Annotated in this window: 16 protein-coding genes and 1 riboswitch; of the genes, 15 read left to right on the forward strand and 1 reads right to left on the reverse strand. The window is 66.4% G+C overall.

Features of this window, described 5'->3' with window-relative positions:
• Positions 1-8 precede the first annotated feature (8 nt).
• The gene (locus tag NGM28_RS23810; RefSeq protein ID WP_252091753.1) at positions 9-587 is read right to left on the reverse strand and encodes a hypothetical protein; all 579 of its coding nucleotides are present in this window, start codon (positions 585-587) and stop codon (positions 9-11) included.
• Positions 588-738: 151 nt separating this feature from the next.
• A riboswitch (cobalamin riboswitch) is annotated at positions 739-958 on the forward strand.
• 111 nt (positions 959-1,069) lie between these two features.
• On the opposite strand from NGM28_RS23810, the gene cobO reads away from it, so the two are divergent.
• The 15 genes from cobO to NGM28_RS23880 all read left to right on the forward strand — a co-directional run bounded on the left by cobO (position 1,070) and on the right by NGM28_RS23880 (position 13,614).
• Positions 1,070-1,681 (forward strand): cob(I)yrinic acid a,c-diamide adenosyltransferase, encoded by a 612-nt coding sequence (gene cobO / locus NGM28_RS23815; protein ID WP_134691854.1) that lies wholly within the window; start codon positions 1,070-1,072, stop codon positions 1,679-1,681.
• Entirely contained in the window at positions 1,678-2,973 is a 1,296-nt protein-coding gene (locus NGM28_RS23820) for a cobyrinic acid a,c-diamide synthase CobB (protein WP_252091755.1), read from the forward strand. The genes cobO and NGM28_RS23820 overlap by 4 nt, the downstream gene beginning before the upstream one ends.
• Positions 2,970-3,620: a 5,6-dimethylbenzimidazole synthase gene (gene bluB, locus NGM28_RS23825; RefSeq protein ID WP_240066240.1), complete on the forward strand. Its 651-nt coding sequence runs from the start codon at positions 2,970-2,972 to the stop codon at positions 3,618-3,620. The genes NGM28_RS23820 and bluB overlap by 4 nt, the downstream gene beginning before the upstream one ends.
• The gene (gene cbiB, locus NGM28_RS23830; protein WP_240066239.1) at positions 3,617-4,525 is read left to right on the forward strand and encodes an adenosylcobinamide-phosphate synthase CbiB; all 909 of its coding nucleotides are present in this window, start codon (positions 3,617-3,619) and stop codon (positions 4,523-4,525) included. Before bluB ends, cbiB begins: the two co-directional genes overlap by 4 nt.
• Positions 4,518-5,510 (forward strand): threonine-phosphate decarboxylase CobD, encoded by a 993-nt coding sequence (gene cobD / locus NGM28_RS23835; RefSeq protein ID WP_240066238.1) that lies wholly within the window; start codon positions 4,518-4,520, stop codon positions 5,508-5,510. Before cbiB ends, cobD begins: the two co-directional genes overlap by 8 nt.
• A complete protein-coding gene (locus tag NGM28_RS23840; protein WP_252091757.1) occupies positions 5,507-6,970 on the forward strand; it encodes a cobyric acid synthase in 1,464 nt (487 codons plus the stop codon). The genes cobD and NGM28_RS23840 overlap by 4 nt, the downstream gene beginning before the upstream one ends.
• A complete protein-coding gene (gene cobU, locus NGM28_RS23845; protein ID WP_252091759.1) occupies positions 6,963-7,484 on the forward strand; it encodes a bifunctional adenosylcobinamide kinase/adenosylcobinamide-phosphate guanylyltransferase in 522 nt (173 codons plus the stop codon). The genes NGM28_RS23840 and cobU overlap by 8 nt, the downstream gene beginning before the upstream one ends.
• Positions 7,481-8,536 carry a nicotinate-nucleotide--dimethylbenzimidazole phosphoribosyltransferase gene (gene cobT, locus NGM28_RS23850; protein WP_252091761.1) on the forward strand — a complete coding sequence of 352 codons (1,056 nt, stop codon included), beginning with the start codon at positions 7,481-7,483 and terminating at the stop codon, positions 8,534-8,536. Before cobU ends, cobT begins: the two co-directional genes overlap by 4 nt.
• Positions 8,533-9,099, forward strand: a complete 567-nt coding sequence (cobC, locus tag NGM28_RS23855; protein ID WP_240066234.1) for an alpha-ribazole phosphatase family protein — start codon at positions 8,533-8,535, stop codon at positions 9,097-9,099. Before cobT ends, cobC begins: the two co-directional genes overlap by 4 nt.
• A gap of 1 nt (position 9,100) precedes the next feature.
• Complete coding sequence (locus NGM28_RS23860) at positions 9,101-9,835, forward strand: adenosylcobinamide-GDP ribazoletransferase (RefSeq protein WP_252091763.1); 735 nt, start codon at positions 9,101-9,103, stop codon at positions 9,833-9,835.
• Positions 9,836-9,993: 158 nt separating this feature from the next.
• Entirely contained in the window at positions 9,994-11,172 is a 1,179-nt protein-coding gene (locus NGM28_RS23865) for a glycoside hydrolase family 5 protein (RefSeq protein WP_252091764.1), read from the forward strand.
• Positions 11,173-11,226: 54 nt separating this feature from the next.
• On the forward strand, positions 11,227-11,631 hold the full coding sequence (locus NGM28_RS23870; protein WP_252091765.1) for a MarR family winged helix-turn-helix transcriptional regulator: 405 nt from the start codon (positions 11,227-11,229) through the stop codon (positions 11,629-11,631).
• Positions 11,632-11,694: 63 nt separating this feature from the next.
• On the forward strand, positions 11,695-12,897 hold the full coding sequence (locus tag NGM28_RS23875; protein ID WP_286089077.1) for an MFS transporter: 1,203 nt from the start codon (positions 11,695-11,697) through the stop codon (positions 12,895-12,897).
• Positions 12,894-13,016, forward strand: coding sequence for a hypothetical protein (locus tag NGM28_RS28730; protein WP_011532684.1), 123 nt, complete (start codon positions 12,894-12,896; stop codon positions 13,014-13,016). Before NGM28_RS23875 ends, NGM28_RS28730 begins: the two co-directional genes overlap by 4 nt.
• Before the next feature lie 46 nt (positions 13,017-13,062).
• Positions 13,063-13,614 (forward strand): glutathione peroxidase, encoded by a 552-nt coding sequence (locus tag NGM28_RS23880; protein WP_252091767.1) that lies wholly within the window; start codon positions 13,063-13,065, stop codon positions 13,612-13,614.
• Positions 13,615-13,659 lie beyond the last annotated feature (45 nt).

Here is a 13,659-nt window from a genome sequence, read left to right on the forward strand (position 1 = left end):
GGCGCGGCTCAGGCTTGCTTGAGCAGCAACGCTACCCCGGGATAGTACTGCCCCTGCTCGTTGTGCAGCTTGCGATAGGCGTAGGGGAAGTACCAGGCCAGCGCGCAGGCCGTGTGCTTCTGCAGGTCGTCGACCAGGTCCTGCAGTTCCTCGGGGCTGGCGTGCTGGCCTGCCTTCCACGGCGTGACGAACAAGGCGCCAGCCTTGAGCTGGCTGGCGTAGGCAATCGGCTTGGCCTGTGTGGCGGTCTCCTGCAAGGCCGTCGTCAGGTCCAGGCGGGCGATGCGCGGCCAGCGTTGGCTGGCATGCAGGTGTACGGTCGCCTCGGCGCTGCTGATCGACAGGTCGCAGCGCCCCTCGCGCTCACCCTCGTCGCGCTGTTTCTTGCTCGTGTATTGTTCCAGCGCCACCAGCTCACCTTGCCAGGCGGCCGCCGCAAGCACGCCGACGTTGGCGGCCGCGCCATGCCAGTAGGGCGCTTCGTTGTCGCCCTGGATCTGGTTGAAGCGATCGATGCAGTCGACCCAGCGTTCGAGGGCCGGGCGCAGGAACTCCAGGCTCGGGTTGTTGATGATCAGGCCTTGCATGCTGCGCTCTCCTTGTCATTGTGATCGAGGTCAGCCGAAATGGTGGCTATGTGATATCACTGTCTTGAGTGTGGCACAAGCTGGCGGATCGGCCATTGATCCAGGCCAGATCGGCCCTCGTTCGATTGACGCTCCCAGTACAACCCTCTAACCTTCGCGGCGTGTTTCAGGTGCCCTGCGAACTCAGGTTTGGCAGGGTGAAACTGGGAAGCCGGTGGGCGCCAGCAAGGCGCGATTCCGGCGCTGCCCCCGCAACGGTAGATGAGTGGACGGCTGCGCAAGGCCACTGGATTTCGTGATCCGGGAAGGCGCACGGCCCGGGCATGGCCCCGCTCATGAGCCCGGAGACCGGCCTGTCACTGCCAACGGCATCACGGAGGGTGATGCGCGGAGCGATGTGGCCTGCGCCACGGTCCCTGCGCGTTCTCCGTCTGCCCGCCTATTACCTGTCACCCGCCGGTGGCAGCCTGCGGAGAACCCTGATGAGCGAATCCACCGAACGCGACGAACGCCACCTGGCGCGCATGCAGCGCAAGAAGGCGATCATCGACGAGCGCATCGCCAATTCCCCCAACGAGTGCGGCCTGTTGCTGGTGCTGACCGGCAACGGCAAGGGCAAGAGCAGCTCGGCCTTCGGCATGCTCGCCCGCGCCCTGGGCCATGGCATGCAGTGCGGCGTGGTGCAGTTCATCAAGGGGCGCAACAGTACCGGTGAGGAACTGTTCTTCCGCCGTTTCCCGGAGCAAGTGCGCTACCACGTGATGGGCGAGGGCTTCACCTGGGAGACCCAGGACCGCCAGCGCGACATTGCTGCCGCCGAGGCCGCCTGGGCCGTCTCGCGCCAGTTGCTGCAGGATCCTTCCATCCAGTTCGTCGTGCTCGACGAGCTGAACATCGCGCTCAAGCACGGTTACCTCGACCTCGACCAGGTACTTTCGGACATCCAGGCCCGCCCGCCGATGCAGCACGTGATCGTCACTGGCCGCGCGGCCAAGCCCGAGATGATCGAGCTGGCTGACACCGTCACCGAGATGGGCATGCTCAAGCATGCGTTCCAGGCCGGTATTCGCGCGCAGAAGGGCGTCGAACTGTGAGTGATGCTCGCCACTGCCCGGCGGTACTGATTGCCGCGCCGGCCTCCGGCCAGGGCAAGACCACGGTCACCGCCGCCCTGGCCCGCCTGCACCGCAACCTTGGGCGCAAGGTGCGGGTGTTCAAGTGTGGGCCGGACTTTCTCGACCCGATGATCCTCGAACGTGCCAGCGGCGCGCCGGTCTACCAGCTGGACCTGTGGATGATCGGCGCCGAAGAGAGTCGCCGCTTGCTGTGGGAGGCGGCCGGCGAGGCCGACCTGATCCTGATCGAAGGCGTGATGGGGCTGTTCGACGGCACCCCGTCGAGCGCCGACCTGGCGCGCCACTTCGGTGTGCCGGTGCTGGCGGTGATCGACGGCACGGCGATGGCTCAAACCTTCGGTGCCCTGGCCCTGGGGCTGGCGCGCTATCAGCCTGACCTGCCGTTCGCCGGCGTGCTGGCCAACCGGGTCGGCAGCCTGCGCCATGCACAACTGCTCGAAGGTAGCTTGACCGAGGGCCTGCGCTGGTACGGCGGGCTGTCCCGCGAGCGCGGTATCGAATTGCCCAGCCGGCATCTCGGGTTGGTGCAGGCTAGCGAACTGAATGACCTGGACACACGCCTGGATGCCGCCGCCGAGGCGCTGGGTGCCAGTTGCGATGCGGCCCTGCCGCCGCCGGTGACGTTTGCTGCTCCGGAACGCTTCGACGCCGAGACTTCGTTGGCCGGTTTGCGTATCGGCGTGGCCCGCGACGAAGCCTTCGCCTTCACCTATGGCGCCAACCTTGAGCTTTTGCGCAATCTCGGCGCACAGATCGAATTCTTCTCGCCGCTGCATGACCGTGAGCTGCCGGTGGTCGACAGCCTGTACCTGCCAGGCGGCTATCCGGAGCTGCATCATCATGCCCTGGCGGCCAATGCCCCCATGCTTGAGGCGATCCGCAACCACCATGCCCAAGGCAAACCCCTGCTGGCCGAATGCGGTGGCATGCTTTATCTGCTCGACGCGCTGACCGACGTGGCTGGCGAGCGTGCCGCGCTGCTTGGCCTGCTGCCGGGCGAGGCGACCATGCAGAAACGTTTGGCGGCGCTGGCCTTGCAGGCGGTCGAGCTGCCGGAAGGCACCCTGCGCGGTCATACCTACCACCACTCGCTGACCGAGACGGCGCTTGAGCCGATTGCCCGTGGCCTGAGCCCCAATGGTGGGCGTGGCAACGAAGCGGTCTACCGCCTGGGCCGCCTGACCGCGTCCTACGTGCATTTCTATTTCCCTTCCAACCCCGATGCGGCGGCGGCGTTGCTGCGACCATGAGCGAACTTGCCTACAGCGAGGCCGAACGTGCGGCCATCTACCGCGCCATCGGCGAACGTCGCGACATGCGCCATTTCGCTGGTGGCGACGTCGCGCCGGAACTGCTCGGCCGGTTGCTGGCCGCCGCGCACCAGGCCCCCAGTGTCGGGCTGATGCAGCCGTGGCGTTTCATCCGTATCAGCCAGCGCGACCTGCGCACGCGCATACAGGCGCTGGTGGAAGAGGAGCGGGTGCGTACCGCCGAGGCGCTGGGCGAGCGCGCGGATGAGTTCATGAAACTCAAGGTCGAAGGAATCAGTGACTGCGCCGAGGTGCTGGTTGCCGCGCTGATGGACAACCGCGAGCCGCATATCTTCGGGCGCCGCACCCTGCCCGAGATGGACCTGGCCTCGCTGGCCTGCGCCATCCAGAACCTGTGGCTGGCGGCCCGCGCCGAAGGGCTGGGCATGGGCTGGGTGTCGTTGTTCGATCCGCAGGCCCTGGCCGCGCTGCTGGGCATGCCGGCAGGCGCCAAGCCGGTGGCGGTGCTGTGCCTGGGACCGGTGACCGAATTCTACCCAGCGCCGATGCTGGTGCTGGAAGACTGGGCCGAGCAACGGCCGTTGCATGAAATGCTCTACGAGAACCAATGGGGAGAGCGGCCATGAGCGTGGCGCTGCTGACTGTCGCGGGTGTGGCCCTGGACGCCTTGCTTGGCGAGCCGAAACGGCGGCATCCGCTGGTGGGCTTCGGCAACCTGGCCAAGCGCCTGGAGCAGCGTTTCAATGCAGGCGGCCGCGGCTGGCGCAGCCACGGCGTCAGCGCCTGGTTCCTGGCCGTGGTGCCACTGACCCTGGTGGCGTTGATCCTGTCCTGGCTGCCCTATATCGGCTGGATCGTCGATGTGCTGGCGCTGTACTGCGCGCTTGGCCTGCGCAGCCTGGGCGAGCATGTGCTGCCGGTGGCCCAGGCATTGCGCCAGGGCGACCTGGAAGAGGCGCGGCGGCGGGTCGGCTACCTGGTCAGCCGGGAAACCCGCGAGCTGGACGAGCCCGCCGTGGCCCGGGCGGCCACCGAGTCGGTGCTGGAGAACGGCAGCGATGCCGTGTTCGCCGCGCTGTTCTGGTTCGTGATCGCCGGGGCGCCTGGTGTGGTGCTCTATCGCCTGAGCAACACCCTGGATGCCATGTGGGGCTATCGCAATGAGCGCTTCGAGCGCTTCGGTTGGTGTGCGGCGCGTATCGACGATGGGCTCAACTACATACCCGCCCGGTTGGTGGCGCTGACCTACGCGCTGCTGGGCAAGACCCGGCTGGCCATGAGCTGCTGGCGTCGGCAGGGGCCGCAATGGGACAGCCCCAATGCCGGCCCGGTCATGGCTGCCGGCGCCGGGGCGCTGGGCGTGGAGCTGGGCGGCCCGGCGGTTTATCACGGCGAGCTGCATGAGCGTCCACGCCTGGGTGACGGGCCGATGGCCGACGCCGACGCGATCGAGCGTGGCTGGACCCTGGTGCAGCGCGGTGTGTGGCTGTGGCTGCTGGTGATCGGCCTGGGAGGCTACTTGAATGCTTGAGCACGGTGGGCGCCTGTTGCGCGCAGTAAAACACTACGGGATAGCCCGTGAGCACTGGCTCGACCTGTCCAGCGGCATCGCGCCTTGGAGCTACCCGATCCCCATGATCCCGCAGGACGCTTGGGCGCGCCTGCCGGAAACCGAGGACGGCCTGGAAGAAGCGGCGCGGCAGTACTATGGCGTGCACCCGTTGCTGGCGGTGGCCGGTTCCCAGGCGGCGATCCAGGCGTTGCCACATTTACGTGCGCCAGGCCGGGTCGGTGTGTTGTCGCCGTGTTATGCCGAGCATCCGCATGCCTGGCAGCGTGCCGGGCATACGCTCGTCGAGCTGGACGAGGACCAGGTAGAGAACGCGCTCGACAGCCTCGATGTGCTGCTGCTGGTCAACCCCAACAACCCCACCGGGCGTCGTTTCACCCGCGATCAATTGCTGGCTTGGCACGCGCGACTGGCTGCGCGGGGTGGCTGGTTGCTGGTCGATGAAGCGTTCATGGACAACACGCCTGAACACAGCATCGTCGACCGCGCCGAGTGCCCCGGGCTGATCGTGCTGCGTTCGTTCGGCAAGTTTTTTGGGCTCGCTGGCGTGAGGCTTGGCTTCGTGGCCGCGCAAACGGCACTGTTGCAACAGCTGGCCGACCTGCTGGGGCCCTGGACGGTCAGTGGCCCGGCGCGGATGATCGGCCAGGCCTGCTTCGCCGACATCGTCGCGCATCAAGGGCAGATCGAACGTTGTGCGCGGGCCAGCCAGCGCCTGGCCGCCATGCTGCAAAGCGCCGGCCTGGCGCCGAGCGGTGGTTGCGACCTGTTCCAATACGTGCGCAGCGAACGCGCCGCGCATCTGCACGATTTTCTCGCCCAGCGTGGCATCCTCGTTCGCTTGTTCGAGCAGCCGCCGGCCGTGCGCCTGGGCCTGCCCGCCAGCGCGGCGGACGAACAACGCCTGGCCCAGGCCCTGGCGGACTACCAGAAGGATTCGGCATGACCACCCTCATGGTGCAAGGCACCACCTCCGATGCCGGCAAGAGCACGCTGGTCACTGCCCTGTGCCGCTGGCTGTTGCGCCAGGGTGTCGCCGTGGTGCCGTTCAAGCCGCAGAACATGGCGCTCAACAGCGCGGTGACCGCCGACGGCGGCGAGATCGGCCGGGCCCAGGCGGTGCAGGCCCAGGCCTGCCGGCTGGCGCCGCACACCGACATGAACCCGGTGCTGCTCAAGCCCAACAGTGACACCGGTGCCCAGGTGATCGTGCACGGGCGCGCGGTTACCAGCATGAACGCCGTGGCCTATCACGACTACAAGGCCATCGCCATGCAGGCGGTGCTGGCTTCCCATGAACGCCTGCGCCAGGCCTATCCGGTGGTGATGGTGGAGGGGGCCGGCTCGCCCGCCGAAATCAACCTGCGCGCCGGCGATATCGCCAACATGGGTTTCGCCGAGGCCGTCGACTGCCCGGTGATCCTGGTCGCCGACATCAACCGGGGGGGCGTGTTCGCCCACCTGGTCGGCACCCTGGAGCTGCTGTCGCCGAGCGAGCAGGCGCGGGTCAAGGGCTTTGTCATCAACCGTTTCCGGGGCGACATCGCCTTGCTGCAACCGGGCCTGGACTGGCTGGAGCAGCGCACCGGCAAACCGGTGCTGGGCGTGCTGCCCTATGTCACCGACCTGCATCTGGAGGCCGAGGACGCCATCGACGTACGCCAGGCGGTCAAGGGCGAGCGCGTGCTCAAGGTGATCGTCCCGGTGCTGCCGCGCATCAGCAACCACACCGACTTCGACCCCTTGCGCCTGCATCCGCAGGTGGACCTGCAGTTCATCGGCCCGGGCCAGCCGATCCCGCCAGCCGACCTGATCATCCTGCCCGGCTCCAAGAGCGTGCGCGCCGACCTGACGCAATTGCGCGAGCGGGGGTGGGATAGCGCCATCGCTCGGCACCTGCGTTATGGCGGCAAGCTGATTGGCATCTGCGGCGGCCTGCAGATGCTGGGCCACGAAGTGCACGACCCGCTGGGGCTGGAGGGGCCGGCAGGCTCCAGCGCCGGGCTCGGCCTGCTGGACTACAGCACCGTGCTGGAAGCGCAAAAGCAGCTGCGCAATGTTGCCGGTACCCTCGATCTGGAGCAGGCAGCGGTGTCCGGCTATGAGATCCATGCCGGTGTGACCCATGGCCCGGGCCTGGAACATCCGGCCGTCCAGCTGGACGATGGCCGCAACGATGGCGCCATCAGCGCCGACGGCCAGATCCTCGCCACCTACCTGCACGGGCTGTTCGAAGGCAGCCAGTCGTGTGCCGCGCTGCTGCGCTGGGCAGGGCTCGCGGACGCCCAGGCCATCGACTACGAGGCCCTGCGCGAGCGCGATATCGAGCGCCTGGCCGACTTGGTGGAGCAGCACCTGGATACCGAACGCCTGCGCCAACTGTGTGGGGTGGCCGCCGATGCGTAACCTGATCCTCGGCGGCGCCCGCTCCGGCAAGAGCCGCCTGGCCGAACAGTTGGCCACGGACAGCCGTTTGCCGGTGACCTATATCGCCACCAGCGAACCCCTGGACGGCGAGATGAGCGAGCGTGTGCGCCTTCACCGCGAACGCCGCCCGGCCGACTGGGGGCTGATCGAGGAGCCCCTGGCCCTGGCCGCCGTGCTGCGCACCGAGGCCGCTGAAGGGCGCTGCCTGCTGGTGGATTGCCTTACCTTGTGGCTGACCAACCTGTTGATGCTCGAAGATGACCAACGCCTGGCCCAGGAGCGCGATGCGCTGCTCGACTGCCTGGAGCAATTACCCGGCACGATCATTCTGGTCAGCAACGAAACCGGTCTGGGCGTGGTGCCCATGGGCGAACTGACCCGGCGCTACGTCGACCTCTCCGGCCTGCTGCACCAGGCCGTGGCCGCGCGCTGCCAACGCGTGGTGCTCACCGTGGCCGGCCTCCCTCTCATGCTCAAAGGACCTGCTCTATGACCCAGATGTGGTGGCGCGACGCCTGCCAACCCCTCGACACCGCCGCCATGGACCAGGCCCGCGCTCGTCAGCAACAGCTGACCAAACCCACCGGTTCCCTCGGCCAGCTCGAAGGCCTGGCGATTCGCCTGGCCGGGTTGCAAGGGCGGGAGCGCCCCACCTTGGAGCAGGTGGCAATCACGATATTCGCCGGTGACCATGGTGTGGTGGAGGAGGGTATCTCTGCGTATCCACAGGCCGTGACCGGGCAGATGCTGCGCAACTTCGTCTCGGGCGGCGCAGCGATCAGCGTGCTGGCGCGTCAGTTGGGGGCAAGCCTGGAAGTGGTCGACCTCGGCACGGTTGCCCCATCGCTGGACTTGCCGGGCGTGCACCATCTGCGCCTGGGCGCGGGCACCGGCAACTTCGCCCGCCAGGCGGCGATGACCGACGCTCAACTGGCGGCTGCGTTGCAGGCCGGCCGCGACAGCGCCCTGCGCGCGCTCGAGCAGGGCGCCCAGCTGTTCATCGGCGGCGAGATGGGCATTGGCAACACCACGGCCGCCGCCGCCCTGGCCTGTACGCTGATGGGGTGCCCGGCGCGTGAGCTGAGCGGGCCAGGTACCGGCCTGGACAACGCCGGTGTGCGGCACAAGGCCGAGGTGATCGAACGTGCCCTGGTGCTGCACGGCCTGCGTGCCGACGAGCCGCTACGTGCCTTGGGCCATGTCGGTGGATTCGAGATCGCCGCGCTGGTAGGCGCTTACCTGGCCTGTGCCCAGCACGGGCTGCCGGTGCTGGTCGATGGATTCATCTGCAGCGTCGCCGCCCTGGTGGCGGTGCGCCTCAATCCGCAGTGCCAGCCCTGGCTGCTGTTTGCTCATCAGGGCGCTGAGCCTGGGCACAAGGCCTTGCTTGCCGCCTTGCACGCCGAGCCGCTGCTGGCCTTGGGGCTACGCCTGGGCGAGGGCAGCGGCGCCGCCCTCGCCGTGCCGCTGATTCGCCTGGCCTGTGCCCTGCACGGGCAGATGGCGACCTTCGCCGAAGCTGCTGTTGCGGATCGCCCGGCATGATCCTCGACCTGCTGCGCCACGGCGAGACGGTGCTCGGTGGTGGCCTGCGTGGCAGCCTGGACGATGCCTTGACTCCGCTCGGCTGGACGCAGATGCGCCAGGCGGTGGCCGAGGCCGGCCCTTGGGATGTGCTGGTCAGCTCGCCGCTGCAACGCTGCGGGTTGTTCGCTGATGAACTGGGCGCACGCCTGGGGCTGGCGGTGCAGCGTGAGGCGGATGTGCGTGAGCTGCATTTCGGTGACTGGGAAGGGCGCAGCGCCGCGCAGATCATGCAGACCGAAGCCGATGCCCTTGGCCTGTTCTGGAATGATCCCTATGCGTTCACGCCGCCCGGCGGCGAGCCGGTGCTGGCGTTTGCCGAACGGGTACAGGCGGCAGTCGCCAGGCTGGCGCGCCAGCACGCGGGCAAGCGTGTGTTGCTGGTCACCCATGGTGGCGTGATGCGCCTGCTGCTGGCACAGGCCCGTGGTTTGCCACGAGAGCAACTGCTGCAAGTCGAAGTCGGGCATGGCGCATTGAAGCGGCTGGTCTGCGAAGGCGACCTGCTGCACGAGGTGGATTGAAATGCTGCCGTTCTGGATCGCCTTGCAGTTTCTCAGCAGCTTGCCGGTACGCCTGCCGGGCATGCCGACACCGAACGAGATGGGCCGCTCGCTGCTGTTCTATCCCGTGGTCGGGCTGCTGTTCGGCCTGCTGCTGTGGCTGGCCAGCCATCTGCTTCAGGGGACGCCGGCGCCATTGCATGCGGCGTTGCTGCTGGCGCTGTGGGTGCTGCTCAGTGGCGCCTTGCACCTGGATGGCTTGGCCGACAGCGCCGATGCCTGGCTGGGTGGATTCGGTGACCGTGAGCGCACCTTGCAGATCATGAAGGACCCGCGCAGCGGGCCGATTGCCGTGGTCGTCCTGGTGCTGGTGTTGTTGCTGAAGTTCTGTGCGCTGTGGGTGCTGGTCGAGCGTGGCGTGGGGGGCTGGCTGGTGCTGGCGCCTGTGGTCGGGCGGGCGGCGATGTTGGGTTTGTTCATGGGCACGCCCTACGTGCGCCAGGGTGGATTGGGGGCGGCTTTGGCCGAGCACCTGCCGCGCTGGGCCGCTGGGTGGGTGCTGCTGGGCAGCGTGCTGGCTTGCGTTGTGTTGGGGGGCTTGTCCGGGCTTTGGATGCTGCTGCTGTCGCTTGGGGTGTTCTTGTGGCTGCGGCGGCTGATGTGCAAGCGCTTGGGCGGTACCACCGGTGACACGGCCGGGGCGATGGTGGAGTTGCTGGAGCTGGCGGTGGTAGTGGGCTTGGCGTTGATGGTCTGAGCTTGGTGGGGCAGTACCGGCCCTTTCGCCGGCAAGCCGGCTCCTACAGGTGATATGCACTTGTCGGCGAAAAGGGCGTTGCCTGCTGATACTTCGGAAGTTTCCGTGGGTAGCCTGGCTTATCCTCGGGCGTTTCTTCTTTTTGCCTGGAGTACTGCATGCGCCACTGGATCTTCGCCTGCTTGCTGGTCTTCGGGGTGTCCCCGCTGAATGCTGCCGACCTCATCGACTTCTGGAGCACGCCACGCCATGGCGGTAACAGCTTCAATCGCCTGCCGCCTGACCACGCCTATTTCGATGCGCTCAAGGGTTATGGCGCCAGTTGGGTGCGGCTCTCCTACGACAAGTGGCGCCCGGCACGGCGCGATTTTCTGCTGGGCGATGCCGACGATTACCAGGGGCTGGTCGAGGCCGACCTGACGCAACTGGTTGCCGTGCTCGACCGCGCCCATGCCGCCGGCCTCAAGGTCGTGATCACACCGCTGTCGCTGCCCGGCATGCGCTGGGCGCAGAACAACCACGGCCAGTTCGATGATCGTCTGTGGCAGGACAAGCGCTTCTGGGAACAGTCCGCGCGCTTCTGGCGTGACCTGGCGCGGGCATTGAAAGACCATCCAGCCATCGCTGCCTACAACTTGGTGAATGAGCCGGCTCCGGAAAAGCAGGGCGGCTTGGCCGAGCATGCCGATCCTGGGCAGATGAAACGGTGGTATGCCCAGCAGAAGGGCAGTGCACGTGACCTGCCGGCCTTGTACCGGCAACTGCTGGCGGCGGTGCGTGAAGCCGACAGCGAGACCCCGGTGATGCTCGATGCGGGCTGGTACGCCGCCGCCGATGCCTTCAGTTACTGGCCCGAAGCCCTGGACGATCCTCGCGTGCTGTACAGCGTGCACATGTACGAGCCCTATGCCGCGACCAGTGCGCCGAACCTGGCCCGTGAACACCCCTATGCGTATCCCGGGGCGGTGCCCTTCGCCGGGCAGACGCAGCGGTGGGGGGCGAAACGGGTCGCGGATTATCTGCGCCAGCCCCTGGCCTGGGCTGACGAGGTCAAGTTGCCGCGCTCACGGCTGGTGGTCGGCGAGTTCGGCTGCATGAGGCGGCTCCCCGGTTGCAGGCAGTACCTGGAGGATGTGCTCACCGTACTCGACCGTGAACAGTTGCACTGGGCGTTCTACAGCTTCCGTGAGGACAGCTGGGATGGCATGGACTATGAACTGGGCACCGCCAAGGTGCCGTGGCGCTATTGGCGGGCCGTCGAGCAGGGCCTTCCTGATCCCGTCGAGCGCACGGCCACGACGGCATTCGAGCCGATTGCCCGACGCTTGCGGCCATGAGCGTCAGTTTGAAATTTCTTGCAACATCCATATCGCGGGTATATACACGTATCCATGCTGACCAGTGAATGCATCTGTACCCACCTGCGTCGTGCCGCCCGCGGGGTGAGCCGCCACTATGACGAAGCCCTTGCCGGCTTCGGTATCAACGTTGCCCAGTTTTCGCTGTTGCGGCACCTGCAGCGGCTCGACCGTCCCAGTATCACCAGCCTGGCCGAAGCCATGGGGTTGGAACGCAGCACGCTTGGGCGCAACTTGCGGGTGCTCGAGGCCGATGGCCTGGTGCAACTGGCGGACGGTGATGACCAGCGCAACCGAGTGGTCTTGCTCAGCGAGGCGGGCAGGGCGCGGCTCGAGGCGGCGCAGCCGGCCTGGGAACAGGCCCAGGCGCAGCTGGTCGAGCAGTTGGGTGAGGAGCAGCGTGACGCGTTGGTGCGGATGCTGGAGCACTTGGCCTGAATCGAACGACTATAAGCGGGTATATACCCGTATAAACCTTGCGATGTGCTGGAGAGGACGACAATGACTTCCGTGTGGCGGACCAGCGGTTGGGTATTACTGGGGGCGGCGCTGATCCTGGCGTTGTCCTTGGGCGTGCGGCATGGATTCGGCCTGTTCCTGGCGCCGATGAGCGCCGACTTTGGCTGGGGGCGCGGCGTGTTCGCCTTCGCCATTGCCCTGCAGAACCTGATCTGGGGTCTTGCCCAGCCATTCTCCGGTGCCCTCGCCGACCGCCTTGGCGCGGCGAAGGTGGTGATCATCGGCGGCATTCTCTACGCAGCAGGGTTGTTGCTGATGGCCGTGTCCGACTCGCCCTGGTCGCTGTCTTTGAGCGCGGGCTTGTTGATCGGTATTGGCCTGTCCGGCACCTCGTTCTCGGTGATTCTCGGTGTGGTGGGGCGCGCGGTGGCACCGGAAAAGCGCAGCATGGCCATGGGGATCGCCAGCGCGGCGGGGTCGTTCGGCCAATTCGCCATGTTGCCGGGGACCCAGGGGCTGATTCAGTGGTTGGGCTGGTCGGCGGCCCTGCTGGTGCTGGGCTTGCTGGTGGCGTTGATCGTGCCGTTCGTCAGCCTGCTGCGTGATCGTCCGCTGCCCAGCCAGGGTGCCGAGCAGACCCTTGGCCAGGCGCTGCGCGAGGCTTGCACGCACTCCGGTTTCTGGCTGCTGGCCCTGGGGTTTTTTGTCTGTGGTTTCCAGGTGGTGTTCATCGGGGTGCACCTGCCGGCCTACCTGGTCGACCAGCACCTGGCGGCGACCACCGGTACCACGGTGCTGGCACTGGTGGGGTTGTTCAATATCGTCGGTACCTATACTGCGGGCTGGCTCGGCGGGCGCATATCCAAACCGCGCCTGCTGACCGGGCTTTATTTGCTGCGTGCGGTGGTGATCGTGCTGTTCCTCTGGGCACCGGTAACTCAGTTCAGCGCTTACCTGTTCGGTATCGCCATGGGGCTGTTGTGGCTGTCCACGGTGCCGTTGACCAATGGCACCGTGGCCACGCTGTTTGGTGTGCGCAACCTATCCATGCTGGGTGGCATCGTGTTCCTTTTCCACCAGCTGGGGGCGTTCTTGGGTGGTTGGTTGGGGGGCGTGGTGTATGATCGGACTGGCAACTACGACCTGGTCTGGCAAATCTCGATCCTGCTTAGCTTGCTGGCAGCCGCTTTGAATTGGCCGGTGCGTGAGCGTCCAGTTGCGCGCTTGCAGGCCCAGGCGGTATGAACCGTTTGCTGGGGCGGGCACTGCTGGCCCTTGCCGCGCTCCTGGTGTTGGCCTTGGTCTGGTGGGGCTGGCAGAAGGGTGGGTTGGCGTTGATGCAGTTGGGCATGAGCCTGTGTTAGGCGCTACCCTGCACCTTCAGGGAATATGTTGCAGGAGAACTTCATGATGCGTGCATGCTGGCTGACGATACCCGTGCTGGCCTTGGTGGCCGCCACCTCGAGTTGGGCGGCGGATTGCCCGGCACTGCTGCAGGGCAGCCTGCCGGAGTTGCGCGGCAAGGAGCAGATCGACCTGTGCGAGCGCTTTGCCGGCAAGCCGCTGGTGGTGATCAATACCGCGAGCTACTGCGGTTTTGCCCCGCAGTTCGAGGGGCTGGAGTCGACGTACAAGGACTACCACGGCAAGGGGCTGGAAATGCTCGGGGTGCCGTCCAACGATTTCAAGCAGGAAGATGCCGAAAGCGAGAAGACTGCCAAGGTCTGTTACGCCAATTACGGTGTGACGTTCACCATGACCAAGGCGCAGCCGGTGCGGGGCAAGGATGCGATTCCGTTGTTCGTCGAGCTGGCTCGGCAGAGCAGTGCGCCGAAGTGGAATTTCTACAAGTATGTGGTGGATCGGCGGGGGAAGGTGATTGGGAGTTTTTCCAGCCTGACCAAGCCGGATGATGAGGCGTTCAGGGCGGCCATCGACAAGGCGATCGCTTCGCCGCTTTGATTGTTTGGTGGTTTGGGTTTTTTGAGCATATCCATTGGCGATGGA

The sequence above is a fragment of the Pseudomonas sp. MWU13-3659 genome (assembly GCF_023757525.1).
Lineage (GTDB): Bacteria > Pseudomonadota > Gammaproteobacteria > Pseudomonadales > Pseudomonadaceae > Aquipseudomonas > Aquipseudomonas entomophila_E.

Excerpts from the sequence above, each read along its gene's own strand:
- NGM28_RS23810 (WP_252091753.1), bottom strand. The coding sequence starts at position 587 with ATGCAAGGCCTGATCATCAACAACCCGAGCCTGGAGTTCCTGCGCCCG.
- cobO (WP_134691854.1), top strand. The coding sequence starts at position 1,070 with ATGAGCGAATCCACCGAACGCGACGAACGCCACCTGGCGCGCATGCAG.
- bluB (WP_240066240.1), top strand. The coding sequence starts at position 2,970 with ATGAGCGAACTTGCCTACAGCGAGGCCGAACGTGCGGCCATCTACCGC.
- cbiB (WP_240066239.1), top strand. The coding sequence starts at position 3,617 with ATGAGCGTGGCGCTGCTGACTGTCGCGGGTGTGGCCCTGGACGCCTTG.
- cobD (WP_240066238.1), top strand. The coding sequence starts at position 4,518 with ATGCTTGAGCACGGTGGGCGCCTGTTGCGCGCAGTAAAACACTACGGG.
- NGM28_RS23840 (WP_252091757.1), top strand. The coding sequence starts at position 5,507 with ATGACCACCCTCATGGTGCAAGGCACCACCTCCGATGCCGGCAAGAGC.
- cobU (WP_252091759.1), top strand. The coding sequence starts at position 6,963 with ATGCGTAACCTGATCCTCGGCGGCGCCCGCTCCGGCAAGAGCCGCCTG.
- cobT (WP_252091761.1), top strand. The coding sequence starts at position 7,481 with ATGACCCAGATGTGGTGGCGCGACGCCTGCCAACCCCTCGACACCGCC.
- cobC (WP_240066234.1), top strand. The coding sequence starts at position 8,533 with ATGATCCTCGACCTGCTGCGCCACGGCGAGACGGTGCTCGGTGGTGGC.
- NGM28_RS23860 (WP_252091763.1), top strand. The coding sequence starts at position 9,101 with ATGCTGCCGTTCTGGATCGCCTTGCAGTTTCTCAGCAGCTTGCCGGTA.
- NGM28_RS23865 (WP_252091764.1), top strand. The coding sequence starts at position 9,994 with ATGCGCCACTGGATCTTCGCCTGCTTGCTGGTCTTCGGGGTGTCCCCG.
- NGM28_RS23870 (WP_252091765.1), top strand. The coding sequence starts at position 11,227 with ATGCTGACCAGTGAATGCATCTGTACCCACCTGCGTCGTGCCGCCCGC.
- NGM28_RS23875 (WP_286089077.1), top strand. The coding sequence starts at position 11,695 with ATGACTTCCGTGTGGCGGACCAGCGGTTGGGTATTACTGGGGGCGGCG.
- NGM28_RS28730 (WP_011532684.1), top strand. The coding sequence starts at position 12,894 with ATGAACCGTTTGCTGGGGCGGGCACTGCTGGCCCTTGCCGCGCTCCTG.
- NGM28_RS23880 (WP_252091767.1), top strand. The coding sequence starts at position 13,063 with ATGCGTGCATGCTGGCTGACGATACCCGTGCTGGCCTTGGTGGCCGCC.